A 17,318-nucleotide genomic window follows, 5' to 3' on the forward strand; every position below is an offset into this window, starting at 1 on the left:
CCCCCCCCCCCCCCCCCCGGGACCCCGGCCTCGGGGGGGGGGGGGGGGGGCGGGGGGGGGGGGGCCCCCGCTGCGGCGGGGCGGGGGCCGGGCGCCCCCCGCGGGGGGGGGGGGGCGGGGGGGGCCCCCCCCCACCCCGCGTCCCCCCGGCCCACCGGGCCGGGGGGACCGTCCTACGCCAGCCCCGCCCCCGCCAGCAGGTACGCCGTCATCGGGTCGTAGTGGCGCGGGCTGACCACGTGGTCGTCGAGGGGGACCGTCACCTGCACGGTGCCCTCCGCCTCGGCGAGGAACAGCGCCGGGTCGTTGCAGTCGGCGTACCCGACGGAGTCGACGCCGTGCTGACCGGCGTAGCCCGCCCAGCCGTGGTCGGCGACGACCAGGTCGGGCAGCGGCCGGCCCGCGCGCTCCAGGGCGGTCAGGATCGCCTTCATCGGTTCGCCCGAGTGGGTGTGCCAGAGGCTGGCGCCGTGCTCCAGCACCGCCACGTCCGCGAACTGCATGACGTACCCCTCGTCGGTCTGGAGCCCGTCCGGGATGACGACGATCTCGCAGCCGGCCGCGCGCAGGGCGGCGGCGGTGGCGCGGTGGACGTCGAGCAGGCCGCCCGGGTGGCCGGTGGCGAACAGCACCCGCTGCCGGTCCTCGGCCGCCTTGCGCAGCCGTCCCGCGAGGCGGTCCAGCGCGTCGACGGTCAGCTCGGGGTCGATGGTGTCCTGACCGTAGCGGTGCCCGGGGTCGTCGCTGACGCCGACGCGCTCCGCCATCACCGCGAGCACGTCCTGCTCGTCGGTCCAGCGGTCGCCGAGTTCCAGGCCGAGCCAGAAGTTGCGGACACCGTTCGCCAGCTGGCGGTAGTGGGAGAGGTTGTTCTCGCGCGGGGTGGCGACGTCACCCGCGATGCGGGTCCTGACGAGGTGGTCGACGAGCTCGGCGCGGCTGGGTGTCCCGGGTATCGGCATGGTGTCCATTGTGGGGCAGCCGCCTGTGGCCGTCCCCGGTGTCCCGGTCGCTGGGACGGGGGTCACCCGGCCGGCCGGCGCGCCGAACTCACCGTCGTCGCAGGGCGAACCACAGCTCCATCCGCACGTCCGGATCGTCCAGTTCGGCTCCCAGCAGCGCGGCGCAGCGCGTGATCCGCTGGCGCACGGTGTTGCGGTGCACGCCCAGCGCCACCGCCGTCCGGTCCCAGCTGCCGTGCAGCGAGAGCCAGGTGCGCAGGGTGTCGGCGAGGGCCTGGTTCCCCCCGAGGGGGGCGAGCAGCGCACGGGCGTGGGCCTCGGCCTCGTCGGACGGCAGGAGGTCGGCGAGCGCCGGGCGGTCGCCGTCGCGGACCAGGGGCACGCGGGTCGCGCGGGCGCGGGCCAGGGCGCGGGCCGCCCGGGTGTCGGCGGCCGGCCAGTCGGCGGGCCCCGCGGCGGCGCTGACCCCCAGCGTCCACCCGGCCTGCGCGGCCGGCTCCCGGTCGGCCGGGACGAGGACCCGGACGACCCCCTCGGCGAGGTCGACCAGCGGTGACCCGAGGGCGGCGCCCAGCGCGGAGGCGGCCATCGCGTCCGGTGTCCCCTGCGGCTCCGGCCGCCCGTGCACCACCCGCCACCGCTCCCCGCCCAGCAGCGGGGCCACCGCCTCCGGAGCGGCGCCCAGCAGCAGCCGGACGAGGGCGGACGAGCGGGCCGCCTCCGTGCCGCCGTGGTGCTCGCCGGTGAGGAGGGAGAGCAGGACGGCGGCGACGGAGGCGATGGTGTGGTCCCCCGGGTCCCGCCGCGGGGCGGCCACGCCGAGCACGAACCCGTGCCCGGCGCCCAGGGCGTAGGCGGCGAGGTGGACGCCCGCGGGGGTGGTGTCGCTGGCGGTGGCGGAGCCGCGGGCGCCGAGGAGCCGGGCCAGCGCCGACAGCGGTCCGTCCACCGGCTCGCCGGGCTGCCGGCCCGCCTCCGCGATCGCCGCGCCCTCCGGCCCGTACAGCACGGCCCGTCCGTCGAGGTGCCGGGCCAGCCGGCGCAGGACCGAGGGCACCGGGTCCGGGCGGGAGGCGGCGGAGGCGAGGCTCTGCTGGGCCTCCGTCACCCGGCGCAGCTCCGCGTGCCGGGCCTGCGCCATGAGCTGCCAGACCGCGCGGGCCACGGCCGCGAAGGTGGTCCGCGGCGGCACCTCCAGCAGGGGCAGCCCGTGGGCCTCGCAGGCCGCGACCAGCGCCGGCGGCACGGTGTCGTGCACCGGCGCCACCCCGAACCCGAGCGCGGCGCCGCCCGCGGCGACGATCCGGGACACGTAGGCGTCGAAGTAGCCCCCCGGTCCCGGCTCCTCCCGACCGGAGGCACCCTCCTGCGGCCCCGCCGTCCCGGGGATGTGCACCCCCGCGGTCAGCAGCAGCTCGCCGCCCAGCAGGTACGGGTACGGGTCGGCCATCTCCGAGGCGAGCGCCCCGTGGACGACCCGACCGGGGTCGGACGGCCCGGCGAGCCGGCGCAGGGCCAGGTCCTCGCGGGCCAGCAGCGCGGCGAGCGGCACCGCCGGCGTGGGCGGAACGGCGGGATCCGGCACGGTGTGCGTTCCTTCCGTTCCGTACGGCTCCAGTGGAGGAAACGTACACTTCGCAGTCGCTCTCCGGCCACCTAGGGTCGGTGCGGACCGGCAGCCGCGCGGGGACCCGCGGGAGCGCGTCCGGGCATGGGGAGGGCGGACGTCCCCGCGAGCCGCCGGCCTCCCGGCCCCGAGGCATCCCGGTGTCCGCACGGCGCGCCACCGGGAAGCACGCGAAGGAGGCTCCGCACGGCCGCCGACCGCACCGTGATCGCCGCCCGGCGCGAGCGCCTCGCCGGGCGGGACCCGCAGGGCCCCGAACTCGTGTCCGACCCCGCCCCGGCTCCCCAGTAGAGTCGTTCCGGCGGTACAGAGCAGTACATACGCGACGACGCGTAGGAAAGAAGGCAGTTCATGAGCAGCAACGAGACGCCCCGCGGCCCGGTCGACTCCTCGCGGATCCCGCGCTACGCCGGCCCGGCGACCTTCGCCCGGCTGCCCCGCCTGGACGAGGTCCCGCGCGCCGACGTCGCCGTGGTGGGCGTGCCGTTCGACTCGGGCGTCTCGTACCGGCCGGGCGCCCGCTTCGGCGGCAACGCGATCCGCGAGGCGTCCCGGCTGCTGCGCCCGTACAACCCCGCGCAGGACGCCTCCCCCTTCGCCCTCGCCCAGGTCGCGGACGGCGGCGACATCGCCGTGAACCCCTTCGACATCAACGAGGCGGTCGAGACGATCGAGGCGGCCGCCGACGACCTGCTCGGCACGGGCGCCCGCCTGATGACCCTGGGCGGCGACCACACCATCGCCCTCCCGCTGCTGCGCTCGGTCGCGAAGAAGCACGGCCCGGTGGCCCTGCTCCACTTCGACGCCCACCTCGACACCTGGGACACCTACTTCGGCGCCGAGTACACGCACGGCACGCCGTTCCGCCGGGCGGTGGAGGAGGGCATCCTCGACACGGAGGCGCTCTCGCACGTCGGCACCCGCGGCCCGCTCTACGGCAAGCAGGACCTCACCGACGACGAGAAGATGGGCTTCGGCATCGTCACCTCCGCGGACGTCTACCGCCGCGGCGCCGACGAGGTCGCCGACCAGCTGCGCCAGCGCATCGGCGACCGCCCGCTCTACATCTCCATCGACATCGACTGCCTGGACCCGGCGCACGCCCCCGGCACCGGCACCCCCGAGGCCGGCGGCATGACCTCCCGCGAGCTGCTGGAGATCCTGCGCGGCCTCGCCTCCTGCAACCTGGTCTCGGCCGACGTCGTCGAGGTGGCCCCCGCGTACGATCACGCGGAGATCACGTCGGTGGCGGCCTCGCACACGGCGTACGAACTGACCACGATCATGTCCCGGCGGATCGCCGCGGCGCGGGAGGAGAACGAGGGCAAGTGACCCACGACCACGACCTGGTGCTCCGCCCCACCGCCGCGCAGACGGAGGCCGCCCTGAACCCTCCTCCCGGCCGCACCGGCGGGGACCTGGTCGTGGAGACCCTGGCCGGGCTCGGCGCGACGACCGTCTTCGGCCTGCCCGGCCAGCACGCCCTCGGCGTGTTCGACGCGCTGCGCCGCTCGGACCTGCGCTACATCGGCCTGCGGGTGGAGAACAACGCGGGCTTCGCGGCCGACGCCTACGGCCGTGTCACGGGCGAGGCGGCGCCGCTGCTGCTGTCCACGGGCCCGGGAGCGCTGACGTCGCTCGCCGCCCTGCAGGAGGCGGCCGCGGCCAGCGCGCCGGTCCTGGCGATCGGCAGCCAGGTCCCGACGGCCGGGCTGGGCGGCGGACGCCACGGCTACCTGCACGAACTCCCCGACCAGGCGGCCTCCTTCCGGGGCGTCGTCAAGTCCGTCCACACGGTCCGCACCCAGTCCCAGATCCCCTCCGCGCTCGCCGAGGCCTGGAAGTCGGCGCTGACGGCCCCGCCCGGGCCGGTCTGGGTGGAGATCCCGCAGGACGTGCTGCTCGCGCCGACGGCGATCCCGGTGGTGACGGCGCCGGACGCCACCCCGGAGGAACTGCCCCCGCGCCCCGAACTGACGGCGGTGGCCGCGGACCTGCTGTCCCGGGCGGCCCGGCCGGCGATCATCGCGGGCGGGGGAGTGGTCCGCGCCGACGCGTCGAAGAAGCTCCGCCGGCTGGCGGAGCTGCTCCGGGCCCCCGTCGTGACGACCTTCGGCGGCAAGGGCGCGTTCCCGTGGAACCACCCGCTCTCGCTCCAGTCCTGGCTGGAGGACCGCCACACGACGGACTTCCTGGAGGACGCCGACGTCCTGCTGGTCGTCGGCTCCGGGCTGGGCGAACTCTCCTCGAACTACCACACGTTCACGCCGCGGGGCCGGGTCGTGCAGATCGAGGCGGACCTCGGCAAGCTGGAGTCGAACCACCCGGCCCTGGGCATCCACGCGGACGCCCGCCTCGCCCTCCAGGCGCTGCTGGAGACCGTGGAACCGCGGCAGGACGAGACGGCGCCGGACCGCGTCCGCGACCTCCTCGACCGCGTCCGCGCGCGCATCGCCGCCCAGGACCTGACCCTGGAACAGGACCTGCTGGCGTCGGTCCGCAGGGCGCTCCCGGCGGGCTCCCCCTCCTTCTGGGACATGACGATCCTGGCCTACTGGGCCTGGTCCGCCTTCGACGCGAAGGCGCCGAACACCATGCACTCCGCGCAGGGCGCCGGCGGCCTCGGCTACGCCTTCCCGGCGGCGCTGGGCGCGGCGGCCGCGGACCCCACCCGCCCGGTCCTGGCGGTCTCCGGCGACGGCGGCGCCCTCTACTCGATCGCCGAACTGGCCACGGCCCGCCAGTACGACCTGAACGTCACCTGGCTCATCGTCGACGACGGCGGCTACGGCATCCTGCGCGAGTACATGACGGACGCCTTCGGCCGGGCGACGGGCACGGAACTGGCCGGCCCGGATTTCGTGGCCCTGGCCGAGTCCTTCGGCGTCCCGGGCGTGCGGACGTCCACGGAGACCCTGGAGGCCGACCTGGCGAAGGCGCTGGCGTCCCCCGGCCCCTCGGTGGTGGTCCTCCCGGCGAGGTTGCGGATGTTCGCCCCGACCCACCTGGGCTCGGACTGATCACCCGATCGACTGTTCGCGGCGACCTCCACGGGATATGTTCCGTGAGGTCGCAGGCGTCACGGCCGGGCCGGTGTCAGATGCGGCCACTACCCTGAGCCGGAGAGGAGGACAGCGTGCTGCTGAGGTTCCGCGTCGCGAACGTACGGTCCCTGCGAGACGAGCAGGAGCTGTCCTTCGTCGCGCCCGGCGACGAGCAGGGCGGGTCGGCGAACCCGGTGGATCTCGCGGGCGGCGGATCCGTCTCCGTCTTCCCGCTGATCGGCATTTTCGGGGCCAACGCCTCCGGTAAGTCAAACGTGCTGACCGCGATGACGGACATGCGCAACGCGGTCCTCAACTCCTATGCGCACTGGGCCTCCTACGACGGCATCCCGCGCCAGGTCTTCTCCCTGGACCCCAAGAGCGAGAGCGAACCCTCCTTCTTCGAGGTCGACGTCGTCATCGACGGGGTCCGCTGGACGTACGGCTTCGAGCTCGGCGCCAAGCGCGTCGAGTCCGAGTGGCTGCACAGCTACCCGCGCGGTCGCCGTCAGGAATGGCTCGACCGCGACGCCTCCCGGCCGGACGTCTTCAAGTGGCCCGGCGGACGCGTCAAGGACCGGGCCCAGCTCGTACGGCGCACGCGGCCGAACGCACTGCTGCTCTCCACGGCCGGCACGGACAACCACCCGCAGCTCTCTCCCCTCTTCCACTGGTTCCGCCGCAACTTCTGGATGATCAGCCCGGAGGTCGAGCGGGACGAGCGCGCGCGGTACACCACGAAGGAACTGTCCGGCCCGAGAGCCACCAGGATCCAGGAGCTGTTGAGGGTCGCCGACCTCGGTATCACCGGAGCGACGGTCGTCCAGGACGGCCCGGGCCAGGACACGGTGAAGCTGACGCACCACTCGGCTGCCGGGGACGTGTCCTTCGACTGGCAGGAAGAGTCCTACGGCACCCGGTCCTGGTTCGCCCTCCTGGGCCCACTGCTCCTCGCCCTCGACGAAGGTGCGGTCCTCCTCGTCGACGAACTCGACGCCAGCCTGCACTCCCGCTTCGCGGCCGAAGTCGTCCGGCTCTTCCACGACCCGTACGCGAATCCCAAGGGTGCCCAGCTGGTCTTCACGTCGCACGACGCGACGGTGCTCACCACCCCGAGCGGCGAGCGGCTCCTCGATCCGGCGCAGGTGTGGCTGACGGAGAAGGACAAGGACGGGGCGACCGAGCTGTATCCGCTCACCGACGCGGAGCCGGGCGAGGACGAGGATCTCACGCAGTCCTATCTCGCGGGGGCCTTCGGCGGGGTTCCGGCCCTTCTGGAGGGGCAGATCGCGCGGCGGCTGCTCGTGGCGCGTGAGGCGGGCACGTACGACGGGACAGGCGAGCGAGCAGACCGGGTGGAGCGCGACTGATGGGGCGGGCGCAGAAGGGCAAGGACTCGTGGGAGCGTCCGGTCCGGCAGGGCGGACAGCGCAAGCGCCAAGTCTTCGTCTTCACCGAGGGCAAGGTGACCGAGCCCTCGTACCTCGACATCCTCAAGGACCAGGGCGTCCCGCTGGCCGACGAGGTCCCGGTGGAGATGCACATCGCCAACCGCAGGGCCGACAGCGGGCGCAAGCCGCTCGACTTAGTCGAGCAGGCGATCAGACTGAAGCGCGAAGAGGACCGCAAGGCGAAGCGGGCCAAGCTGGAGTCAAAGTACCTGCCTCAGGTCTGGTGTCTCTTCGACCACGACAACTACAAGTACGTCCGTGACGCGCTGAAGCAGGCGGAGAAGGCGGGCATCGGCGTCGCCTTCTCGCATCCGTGCTTCGAGGTGTGGCGTCTCGCGCACTACAAGCCGGTCAGCGGCTCGTTCGCCGGGGTGTGCGACGGGGCGGCCGAGCGGCTCCCGTTCCAGCGGGGCTCCCAGGACGCCGCGACTCCCAAGGTCGTCCTGCCGCACCAGATCCTGGGCCGCTACAAGACGGCGCGGAAGAACGCCGAGCGGATGAACGGCCAGCACGCGGCGCATGTGGACAAGTGGGACAGGGACCCTTACACGGACGTGCACGAGTTCGTGGAGAAGGCGCTGCACATCGACAGCTACTGACCCCTCTCGGCCATGGTCACATGCGCCGATTTCGGCAGGACCCGAGCGGGGTCATAGGGTCTCTCCGTCATCTCAGGTCGGGTCATAGGGAGTCGTACGTGGCCAAGCTCACGCTCGCCCAGCTGGAACGGCATCTGTGGGCCGCCGCGGACATCCTGCGCGGCACGATGGACGCCTCCGAGTACAAGGACTACATCTTCGGGCTGCTCTTCCTGAAGCGGGCCAACGACGAGTTCGAGGCGGCCAGGGAACGCATCAGGCGGTACGCCGTCGAGGAACTGAAGCTCGCCGAGGAGGACGTTCCCGGTTACCTGGAGCAGCCGGGCCCCTACCGCAAGCGCGATGTGCTGTACGTGCCGGAGGAGGCTCGTTGGACCAAGGTCTCCGCCGCCACCCACAACATCAACGAGATGACCCTGCGTCCCGCGCTGCAAGCGCTCGAGGGGCAGAACAGCAAGCTCAAGGGCCTCTTCGACCACCTCGACTTCAACCGCATCGGCGGATCGGGTGCCGCGTCGGGTGCGGCCAAGCTCGCCGACCAGCGCCTGAAGCTCCTCATCGCGCACTTCGGGCGGATCCGGCTGCGCACGGAGGACTTCGAGTTCCCCGACCTGATCGGCGCCGCCTACGAGTACCTGATCAAGGAGTTCGCGGACTCGGCCGGACGCAAGGGCGGCGAGTTCTACACCCCGCGCGCCGTGGTCCGCATGATGGTCGAGCTCCTCGCCCCCACCGAGAACATGAGGATCTACGACCCGTGCGTCGGCTCGGGCGGCATGCTCATCCACGCGGCGGAGTACGTGGAGGAGCACGGCGGCGACACGTCGTCGATGTTCTTCGCCGGCCAGGACGCCAACTCCGGCTCCTGGATCATGTCGACGATGAACATGGTCCTGCACGGGGTGCGCCGCTTCGACCTGGCCACCGGGGACACGCTCTCGCAGCCGGCGCACGTGCCGCGCTCGGACGAGGACCGGTTCGACGGGGTGCTCAGCAATCCCCCGTTCTCCCTGGACTACAGCCTCGCGGACCTGGCGCACCCGGCGGAGCGCGCCAAGTACGGGGCGACGAGCGAGCGCGGCAAGGCCGACCTGATGTTCCTCCAGCACATGCTGTGGGAGGCCAAGCGGGAGGGCTCCCGCGGCGGCATGGTGATCACGGTCATGCCGCACGGGGTGCTGTTCCGCGGCGGCGGTGAGAAGACGATCCGTACGGAGCTGCTGGAGAAGGACGCCGTCGAGGCGGTCATCGGCCTCGCCCCGAACCTCTTCTACGGGACCGGCATCCCCGCCTGCATCCTGGTGCTCCGCCCGCCGGGCCGGAAGGACCGGGCGCGGGAGGGCAAGGTGCTGTTCATCAACGCCGACCGCGAGTTCCACGCGGAGCGGGCGCAGAACATTCTGCTCCCCGAGCACGCCGAGAAGATCGTCTCGACGTTCCACGCGTACGAGGAGGTGCCCGGCTTCTCGCGGATCGTGACCCGCGAGGAACTCGCCGCCAACGACGACAACCTCAACATCCGCCGGTACGTCGACAACACACCGCCGCCCGAGCCGCAGGACGTGCGGGCACACCTGGTGGGCGGGGTGCCGCGTACGGAGATCGAGGCGAAGCAGCCGCTGCTCGACTCGTACGGGATCGGGGTGACCGACCTGTTCGTGGAGCGGGAGCCTGCGGACCCGGCGTACGTCGACTTCCGGGACGAGGCGGCGGGCGGCCGTCCCGAGCTGGGCGAGCTGGCCCGGCCCCGGGAGGAGGCGCTGCGGGCGGAGTTCGGCAAGTGGTGGGAGGAGGAGGCCGCCCGTCGACTGGAGGCGGTGGCGGCCACGCCCGAAGCTCTCGCTTCGTCCACGTCCTCCGAGCGCAAGGCCGCGTTGATGGCGGTGCGGGGGCAGCTGATGAAGTCGTTCGGGGAGCGGCTTGGCCGGGTCGGGTTGCTGGACCGGTATGCGCTGACAGGGGCGGTCGCAGGTTGGTGGTACGAGGCGAAGTACGACCTGCTTGCGCTGTCGGAGAACGGGTTCGGGGGTGTCGTCGACGGGTGGGTCGAGAACGTCGACACGATGCTCTCGCCTGAACAGGACGCACGGACGAAGAAGCTGCGGACGCGGTCGGCGGCGGAGCGGCGACAGGCGTACGACCACAAGGTGGTCGCCGCGATTGCTCCCGGGTTCCTGGAGGAACTGGCGGAGGCGGACGCGCGCAAGGCGGAGGCGGACGCGCGGTTCAAGGAGCTGAACGCGCGGCTTTCCGGGGGCGGGGAGGAGCCGGAGGCTGACGGTGAGCCGGTCGACGGTGAGGCCGATTCGGAGGAAGCCGCTCTGAGTGTGGAGGAGTTGGCCGAGCTCACGGCTGAGCTGGCGCGGGTGAAGAAGGCCCGCACGAAGGCGGGCGCGGACATCAAACGCCTTGAGGCTGACTTCCACCGGTATCCGTACCCGAGCGACCCGCCGACGCTGGGGGAGGAGCCGCCGCGGTTGTTCAGGGCGCGTGAGGAGTTGGACGCGGAGGGGGAGCGCCGGGTGGTGTTGGACCTGCTGCGGGACGACTTGGCGGCGAAGTTGGATGGGCATGTGGTGCGGTGGCAGCGGGAGCTGGTGGCGTCTTACGAGACGTGGGAGCAGAAGTACGCCGTTTCGTTGGCGGAGATTCGGGCGGGGCGGGAATCGGTGGCCAAAAGGCTTGATGGTTTTTTGAGAGGGCTCGGCTATGACAGGTGATGGGTGGCCGATCGAGTCGCTGAGCTACCTGCTGGATGGGATTGAGGCAGGTAAGAGTCCTGACTTGCCTGATTCGCCCGCAGGTTTTGGGGAATGGGGAGTTCTCAAGGTTAGCGCTGTCCATCATTCAGGATTTCGGGCTGAAGAGAATAAGCGAGTCGAAACCCCCAGTATCGTCGATCCGCGCTACCAGGTCAACTCTGGCGATCTGCTCATCTCGCGTGCTAATACTCCTGAACTGGTTGGCTTGGCATGTATCGTTCCTGAGTTGTCGGCTAGGCTGCTGCTGTCGGACAAGACGCTGCGCTTGAAAGTTAATCCGGCTCGCGCCCTAGCTGAGTATGTAAATGCCTGCTTGGCGAGTCCTGGGGTGCGGCGCCAGATCGTCAACGCTGCTTCCGGCAGTAGTCGCAGCATGCAGAATATCGGGCAGAAGGCGATCGAGCGACTGAGATTGCCGGTGCCGCCGATTGAAGAGCAGCGACGGATTGTTGACGTGATCTACAGCGTCGCTGAGCTAGAGCGCGGAATCGAGACGTCGATCGCCAAGACTCGCCTGGTCCGTAAGGAGGTTGCCCGCCGCGTTCTGCTAGGAGGTAACCGGCCCCTTCGGAAAATCAAGGACGTGGGCACGGTCTCCTCCGGTAACACTCCTTCCCGAGCGCGACGGGATTTTTGGGAGGGGGGTGACGTGCCGTGGGTAAGGACGGGGGAGATCGACTTCAATGTGATCACTGAAACCGGCGAGCACGTTACGCGGAAGGCGGTCCGCGAGGCCGGTCTGCGTGTCTATCCACAGGGAACCGTGTTGCTGGCGATGTACGGAGATGGCGCGACTCGCGGGCGCGTTGGCTCTCTTGGTGTCGAAGCTACAATCAATCAGGCGGCAGCAGCGATTGTTTGCGATCCCCTTCAGGTCGATCACCGCTACCTGTACTACTTTCTTGAAACGCAGTACACGGAGATCCGCAATATCGGCCAAGGGTCGAATAGGTCAAATTTGAATGGCGCTTTGGTGGGGGCTATAGAAATCCCTCTGCCGTCGGTGGAAGAGCAGCGGGAACTTGTTATCTCGCTTGAGGCATTTGATGGCAAGGTGCAGGCTGATCGCGCAGAGTTGGCAAAGCTCCGCGAGCTCAAACGGGGGCTTGTCGATGACCTGTTGTCGGGGCGGGTCGCGGTGCCTGCCGTGGCGGCCTGAGTGAACGACGTCTGGCCCGCGCCACGTGGTGCGGGCCAGACGAATCGTAGTGGGGCGCGGTCAGGCGGAGAGGCTTCCGTTCTTGACCGCTGCGACGAACGATGCCCAGCCACTCGTCGGAAAGACCAACGCGGGACCGTGCGCATTCTTGGAGTCCCGTATGGGGACCCCCGACGGGTAGCTGTCCAGTACCTCTACGCAACTGCCACCTTCGCTGTTGCTGTATGAGGACTTGCGCCAGCCTGCAAACTGTGCGGAGTCCGGGATATTGTGGTTAGTCATGGTGTCCGTAGTCCTTTGTGATTGCTCTCAGTAGAGCCAGCGACTCCTTCAGCGGCAGTGCGTCGCTCAGTGCGAGATCGTATAGACCCTGAAGTTCCTGGACCATGGACGGGGAGTCGTAAATCCGTCCCATCCGCAGACCTTCGCCATACGCCACAGGGGGTTGGTCCTCGAACCAGAGCAGAGACAGCATGCCGTCCATCAGGGGATGGAAGCCCAGGCCGAACGGCAACACGTGCAGGCGGATCCTCCGAGCGTCAGTCAGCTGAACCATGTGCATGACCTGTTCCGCCATGACCTCCGGCCCGCCCACTACCCGCCGCAGCACCGCCTCATCCAGCAGAGCCCACACTACGGGCGTCACCGGGTCCTCCAGGATCTTCGCCCGCTCAAGGCGTGTGACAACGAGCCTGTCACATTCCGTTTCACCCACCGGAGGGAACGACGTGCTCAGAACCGCACGTGCGTACCTCTCCGTCTGGAGGATGCCGGGGATGAACGACAGGGCGAACTCCCGGATCATCGTCGCCTGCTGTTCGAGCTGAAGGGCAGCCTCGAAGTACCCCGCGACAGCGGTGTCCTCGTCCGGCAGGAAGCTGCTCAGCACATCGCCCGTGTTCAGCGCCCTGTCGAGGCGCCTCGCGTCCTCCTTGGACGGGGTGCGCCGGCCCGCCTCGATGTGCGCGATGTGCGAACGCGTCATGACGGCGGCCGTCGCCAGCTCCTGTTGCGTCAGCCCGGCCGCCTCGCGCTGCGCCTTCAACCACTCCCCATAGATGTTGCTCATCGTCAGCTCCCGTGTGACAGATGCGTTGTCACATCCGACCCTCTGGCGAGCCTAGCCCTGCCGGTCTCACTCTGTGAGTGGATCGCTACACAGCGACGTCCATGCACGTCGACCTGCCCTCGGGCACGGAAGACCCCCGCGACCGCTACCGACGGCCCGGGGGCATGGCCCTCAACCGCATCGGAGTTGAAGACGTGTTGAACCGTATCGCCTGCCTCCTTGAGCCGCTGCTGCGGCTCCTGTGGCCCGCCTCCGGACGGCACCGGCACCGGAACCGGAACCGGCACCGCGCCGGGGAAGGGGCACGGCTCACCCCCGTGTCGGCCGCCCTCGTCACACCCGGTCGCCGCCCCTCCCCGCACGCGGCCCTCCTCCGCGGCGAGGACTCCCGACTCGTCCGCCCCTACCTCCTCGCCCACGAACAACGCGCGCAGGCCAGGCAGCAGCGCGCTCGTCGGCGGACTCTCTGGCTCGCCGTGCACGGCGTCGACGTAGGACCACGGCGCATCCACGGCGTCGACGTGGGCTCGCGCCGGCCTCGCGGCACCGAGGTGGCCGCCGCGTGATCTACGAGAGCCACGACGCCGCCGCCACGGTCAGCCGACCGCGCCTCCTCCCCTGGTCCAACCTCGAAGGCAACCCCTGCTACCTCATCACCGGCGCCACCGGCACCGGTCATCTCTCCCGCATCGCCGACAACGTCGAAACCGTCCAGCTCGACATGGCCGACGACCTCCTCGACCACGCCGCCGATCTCCTCGGTGACGACAAGGCCACCGCGCCTCAGCTCCGATTCCTCGCCGCCCGATTGACCGAATCGCTGCGCGACGTGCACCGCATCGCGCGCAGCAGGGGCGACCGCCTCTCCGTCCCCGATGACTACGAGGTTCGCGGGGAGGACCCCGGCACCTGATCCGCGCCCCGCCGAGCGTGCGGACTTACCGGCCACAGAGTTTCGTACGTCCGCATGTTCAGCCATGTCCTCCGTCCGGCTGTCTTCCCCTCACCCCACCCCCTGGGCGCAGAATGGATCTCCAGGGCACAGAGGGACGCATGGGGAGGCGCGGGCCGTGGTGGTGCACGTCGAGCGGGACGAGGTGGAGCGGCCGTTCGTCGCGCAGTTGGAGGCCATGGGGTGGACGCACATCCCGGGCGTGGAGTTGGACACGCTGGACGCGACGGTCCCGTTACTCGTCGACCAGCTCGGGCCCGCGCTGCGACGGATCAACCTCCGGGGCGGTGACGGTCGGCCCTGGATGGGCGAGGACGACATCCGGCGGGCGGTCGGCGAGCTCGCCTCCCTCTCGCTCGGCAAGGGCGTCGTGGAGGCGAACCTCGCCGCCACCGACATGCTGCTCCACGGCTGGACGCTGCCCTCGCCCTCCGTCGCGCACGGCGGTCCGTCCGCCACCGTCCAGTACGTCGAGTGGCATCCGGACCTCGTCACGCGCAACACCTTCACCGTCGTCGACCAGCTCCGCGTGCGCAGCCGCTCCGGCGAGCTGTCGATACTCGACCTCGTCCTCTTCGTGAACGGCATCCCGCTCGTCGCCGTCGAGTGCAAGAGCCCCGATCTCGCCGAGCCCGTCCGCAGTGCCGTGCTCGATCTCCGGCACTACGCCGGGAATCCCGTTCTGGACCTCGACGCCACCGGTGCTCCGGTCCCCGCCGGTGTGCCGGAGCTGTTCCGGACCGTGCAGCTCCTCGTGGCCGCGACCGGAGAGGCCGCCCACCTGGGTACCGTCACCTCCGAGCCCGAGCACTTCCACCCGTGGCGCAGCGTCGAACCGGAGGAAGAGAGCACGCTGCGGCGGGAGCTGCGCACCGCCGGGCTGCTCGCGGACGGCGCCGACCCGGCCGCGCCCGCGCCGCTCGGCGAGCAGCAGAAGCTCGTCGGTGTGGTTCTGCGGCCGGCCGCCCTGCTCAACGTCGTACGGCACTACGTGATCCCGATGGCCGTCGAGTCGGGGGCGGACGGCGGGGCCGTGCGGACCGTGAAGGCCGTCGCCCGGCACCAGCAGTACCGGGCCGCCGAGAAGGCCGTACGCAGACTGCTGACCGGACGGGCCCGTGCCGGGCGGGACACCGAGGACGAGCGCGGCGGTGTCATCTGGCACACGCAGGGTTCCGGCAAATCTCTGACCATGACGTTCCTGGTGCGGCGCGTGCACCTGCACCCTCGGCTCAGTGAGTTCATGGTGGTGGTGGTCACCGACCGCACCCAGTTGCAGACCCAGCTGTCGCGGACGCTGAAGCTCAGCGAGTCCGACGTCGAGACGGCGAAGACCCGGACGCAGATGGAGGGGCTGCTGCGTGACGGCGGGCGGCGCGTCGTCTTCGGCATGATCCAGAAGTACGGGACGGGCTTCACCTTCGCCGGGGACGCGGAAGGCAGCGGGGACGACCGGGATCTGACGGGAGAGGGAGCGGGCCGGAGTGAGGAAGAAAGCCCCGGCCCGGTCCCGGACTTCCCCGAGTGCAACACCTCACCGGACATCCTCGTCCTCGTCGACGAGGCACACCGCTCCCACACCAGCGTCCTGCACGCCGCCCTGCGCAAGGCGATCCCGAACGCCGCCAAGATCGGGTTCACGGGCACGCCGATCATCACCGGGCGCGAGGAGGACACACGCCGGATCTTCGGGCGGGGAGACTCCCCGCGGGGCTTCCTCGACGAGTACCGGATGGAGGACGCCGAGCGTGACGGCGTCGTCGTCCGCATCCGCTACGAGGGACGGACCGGGGAGGGCGAGGTCCGTGACGGGGAGGTCCTCGACAGGGGGTTCGACGACCTCGTCCGGGACCGCACCCCCGAGGAGCGGGCCGCGCTGCTCAAGCGGTGGCCCACCGAACGGGACGTCGCCGAGTCCGTTCCCATGATCGAGGCGAAGGCCGAGGACATGCTGGAGCACTGGGTGACCACCGTGCTGCCCGGCGGCTTCAAGGCACAGGTCGCGGCCGTCAGCCGGAAGGCGGCCGTGCAGTACCACCACGCCCTGCGCAAAGCCCGTGACGAACTGCTGGCGGAACTGGCCGAGTTCGCCCCTGAGTCGGTGACGGGGACACCGCTGGAGAAGCTGTCCGCCAGACAGCGTTACCTCCACCAGGCCTACCGGTTCCGGGCGCTGCTGCGGCGGATCGACTTCGTGCCCGTCATCTCCCCGGGTGCCGGCCACAAGCGCGGGGAATGGCGGGAGTGGACCGACGCCGGCCGCCAGGAGGCGTACACCGAGCGCTTCCAGAAGGCCTTCCCCGAGCTGGCGCCCGATCCGGAGTGGGTCGCGGTGACCCCCTTCAACCCACCGCAGACTCCGCCCCCTCCCACCGATCCCTCCGGCGGTATGAACACCCCGTGGTCCGAGGCCGCGAACAGCGGGCCGCCGCCGCTCCCCACCTCGGTGCCCGACCCCGTGCACCCCGACAGCCCCATCGCGTTCCTGATCGTGAAGTCCATGCTGCTCACGGGATTCGACGCCCCGCGTGAACAGGTGCTCTACCTGGACCGGCCGATCCGGGACGCCGAGCTGCTCCAGGCCGTCGCGCGGGTCAACCGCACCTCGCCCGGCAAGGAAGTCGGTTACGTCGTCGACTACTACGGCGTCTTCGAGCACCTCTCCAGTGCACTCGCCGGGTACCGGAACGCCGATGTCACCGACACCATGCGCGATCTGTCCTACGAGGTGGGCAAGCTCGGGCCCGCCGCCCAGGAGGTCCGTGACTTCCTGCGGCGCAACGGCATCGACGACGCGCAGCTCGACCAGCTCGCCAAGCTGGGGCCCGCGGCCCTCGCCCTGCAACCCGAAGACCTGCGGTTCGGCTTCGACGAGGTGCTGCACGCGTTCCTCGCCACCCTCGAACGCGTCCTCCCGCACGAGGACGCCCTCGACTATGTGGCGGACGCCCGGCGCTGGAGCCTGCTCCAGAAGCGAGTGCGGCGGCTGTGCCGGGACGCCGAGGGCGGCACCTTCACGCTGCGCCGGTACGGGCGCAAGGTCCGGGCGATGATCGCCGACCACCTCGAAGGGCCGGAGATCGACCAGGTCATCCCGCCGGTCTCGCTCACCGCCCTCACCTTCGACGACGCCGTGCGGCGGCTGCCGCCGCAGGAGGCGGCGGCGGAGATGGGCCACGCGCTCCGCTTCCACCTGGAGGAGCGGACGAAGCGGGAGGACCCCGCGAAGTACGAGCGGCTCTCCAAGCGCCTGGAGGAGATCCTGCGCACGATGCCGGGTCGCTTCGAGGAGCAGATCGAGGAGTTCGGCCCGCTGATCGAGGAGGCCAGGCAGGAGCAGGAGGAGTCGCCGGAACTCGCCGGTCTCACGCCGCTCGAACAGCGGGCGTACCGACTCGTGGAACAGATCCTGGAGGACACACCCGGGATCAGCCTCGCCGACGGCGGCGACATCAGGCGGCTCACGGGCAAGGTGTGTGACGTGGCCACCAGCGTCATGGCCCGGGCGTCGTACCAGGGGCAGCACCAGGACATCAACGCGCTGGCCGGAGACCTTCAGGACGTCCTGCTCAGTGGTCACGTCCGGCCCGTGAAGGGGGACTGGGAGTCGTTGGAGAACGCGGCCCAGCGCCTGGCGACCTTCGCGCAGAACAACCTGGGACAGTTCCGGAGCAGGGCGAGGGGAGAATAGGC

At 70.7% G+C, this 17,318-nt stretch carries 13 protein-coding genes; 9 read left to right on the forward strand and 4 right to left on the reverse strand.

Annotated elements, in window-relative coordinates:
- Nucleotides 1-173 precede the first annotated feature (173 nt).
- Entirely contained in the window at nucleotides 174-962 is a 789-nt protein-coding gene (locus ACH4F6_RS07330) for a phosphatase (protein WP_397958926.1), read from the reverse strand.
- 88 nt (nucleotides 963-1,050) lie between these two features.
- Nucleotides 1,051-2,547: a helix-turn-helix domain-containing protein gene (locus ACH4F6_RS07335; RefSeq protein ID WP_397958927.1), complete on the reverse strand. Its 1,497-nt coding sequence runs from the start codon at nucleotides 2,545-2,547 to the stop codon at nucleotides 1,051-1,053.
- A 393-nt stretch (nucleotides 2,548-2,940) separates the two neighbouring features.
- Here ACH4F6_RS07335 and speB point away from each other — a divergent pair, with 393 nt between their 5' ends.
- The 6 genes from speB (at nucleotide 2,941) to ACH4F6_RS07365 (ending at nucleotide 11,604) form a co-directional block, all read left to right on the forward strand.
- Nucleotides 2,941-3,921, forward strand: coding sequence for an agmatinase (gene speB, locus ACH4F6_RS07340; protein ID WP_397958928.1), 981 nt, complete (start codon nucleotides 2,941-2,943; stop codon nucleotides 3,919-3,921).
- Entirely contained in the window at nucleotides 3,918-5,609 is a 1,692-nt protein-coding gene (locus ACH4F6_RS07345) for a thiamine pyrophosphate-binding protein (protein WP_397958929.1), read from the forward strand. The genes speB and ACH4F6_RS07345 overlap by 4 nt, the downstream gene beginning before the upstream one ends.
- A gap of 116 nt (nucleotides 5,610-5,725) precedes the next feature.
- On the forward strand, nucleotides 5,726-7,003 hold the full coding sequence (locus tag ACH4F6_RS07350; RefSeq protein WP_397958930.1) for an ATP/GTP-binding protein: 1,278 nt from the start codon (nucleotides 5,726-5,728) through the stop codon (nucleotides 7,001-7,003).
- Nucleotides 7,003-7,683: an RloB family protein gene (locus ACH4F6_RS07355; RefSeq protein WP_397958931.1), complete on the forward strand. Its 681-nt coding sequence runs from the start codon at nucleotides 7,003-7,005 to the stop codon at nucleotides 7,681-7,683. Before ACH4F6_RS07350 ends, ACH4F6_RS07355 begins: the two co-directional genes overlap by 1 nt.
- 98 nt (nucleotides 7,684-7,781) lie before the next feature.
- Nucleotides 7,782-10,403: an N-6 DNA methylase gene (locus ACH4F6_RS07360; protein ID WP_397958932.1), complete on the forward strand. Its 2,622-nt coding sequence runs from the start codon at nucleotides 7,782-7,784 to the stop codon at nucleotides 10,401-10,403.
- The gene (locus ACH4F6_RS07365; RefSeq protein ID WP_397958933.1) at nucleotides 10,393-11,604 is read left to right on the forward strand and encodes a restriction endonuclease subunit S; all 1,212 of its coding nucleotides are present in this window, start codon (nucleotides 10,393-10,395) and stop codon (nucleotides 11,602-11,604) included. The genes ACH4F6_RS07360 and ACH4F6_RS07365 overlap by 11 nt, the downstream gene beginning before the upstream one ends.
- A gap of 60 nt (nucleotides 11,605-11,664) precedes the next feature.
- Here the strand turns inward: ACH4F6_RS07365 and ACH4F6_RS07370 are convergent, their stop codons facing one another.
- Both ACH4F6_RS07370 and ACH4F6_RS07375 read right to left on the reverse strand, forming a co-directional pair.
- Nucleotides 11,665-11,886: a DUF397 domain-containing protein gene (locus ACH4F6_RS07370; protein ID WP_397958934.1), complete on the reverse strand. Its 222-nt coding sequence runs from the start codon at nucleotides 11,884-11,886 to the stop codon at nucleotides 11,665-11,667.
- A complete protein-coding gene (locus tag ACH4F6_RS07375; protein ID WP_397958935.1) occupies nucleotides 11,879-12,673 on the reverse strand; it encodes a Scr1 family TA system antitoxin-like transcriptional regulator in 795 nt (264 codons plus the stop codon). The genes ACH4F6_RS07370 and ACH4F6_RS07375 overlap by 8 nt, the downstream gene beginning before the upstream one ends.
- A gap of 77 nt (nucleotides 12,674-12,750) precedes the next feature.
- Between ACH4F6_RS07375 and ACH4F6_RS07380 the strand changes: the two genes are divergently transcribed.
- From ACH4F6_RS07380 to ACH4F6_RS07390, 3 genes are all read left to right on the forward strand, one after another.
- Nucleotides 12,751-13,239 carry a hypothetical protein gene (locus ACH4F6_RS07380; protein WP_397958936.1) on the forward strand — a complete coding sequence of 163 codons (489 nt, stop codon included), beginning with the start codon at nucleotides 12,751-12,753 and terminating at the stop codon, nucleotides 13,237-13,239.
- Entirely contained in the window at nucleotides 13,236-13,586 is a 351-nt protein-coding gene (locus ACH4F6_RS07385; RefSeq protein WP_397958937.1) for a hypothetical protein, read from the forward strand. The genes ACH4F6_RS07380 and ACH4F6_RS07385 overlap by 4 nt, the downstream gene beginning before the upstream one ends.
- A 157-nt stretch (nucleotides 13,587-13,743) precedes the next feature.
- Nucleotides 13,744-17,316 carry a type I restriction endonuclease subunit R gene (locus ACH4F6_RS07390; RefSeq protein ID WP_397958938.1) on the forward strand — a complete coding sequence of 1,191 codons (3,573 nt, stop codon included), beginning with the start codon at nucleotides 13,744-13,746 and terminating at the stop codon, nucleotides 17,314-17,316.
- Nucleotides 17,317-17,318: the final 2 nt, after the last annotated feature.

The sequence above is a fragment of the Streptomyces sp. NPDC017936 genome, from assembly GCF_044328485.1.
Lineage (GTDB): Bacteria > Actinomycetota > Actinomycetes > Streptomycetales > Streptomycetaceae > Streptomyces.

Bases quoted from the DNA above. Each gene is read 5' to 3' on its own strand.
- ACH4F6_RS07330 (WP_397958926.1), bottom strand. From the start codon at position 962: ATGCCGATACCCGGGACACCCAGCCGCGCCGAGCTCGTCGACCACCTC.
- speB (WP_397958928.1), top strand. From the start codon at position 2,941: ATGAGCAGCAACGAGACGCCCCGCGGCCCGGTCGACTCCTCGCGGATC.
- ACH4F6_RS07355 (WP_397958931.1), top strand. From the start codon at position 7,003: ATGGGGCGGGCGCAGAAGGGCAAGGACTCGTGGGAGCGTCCGGTCCGG.
- ACH4F6_RS07365 (WP_397958933.1), top strand. From the start codon at position 10,393: ATGACAGGTGATGGGTGGCCGATCGAGTCGCTGAGCTACCTGCTGGAT.
- ACH4F6_RS07370 (WP_397958934.1), bottom strand. From the start codon at position 11,886: ATGACTAACCACAATATCCCGGACTCCGCACAGTTTGCAGGCTGGCGC.
- ACH4F6_RS07375 (WP_397958935.1), bottom strand. From the start codon at position 12,673: ATGAGCAACATCTATGGGGAGTGGTTGAAGGCGCAGCGCGAGGCGGCC.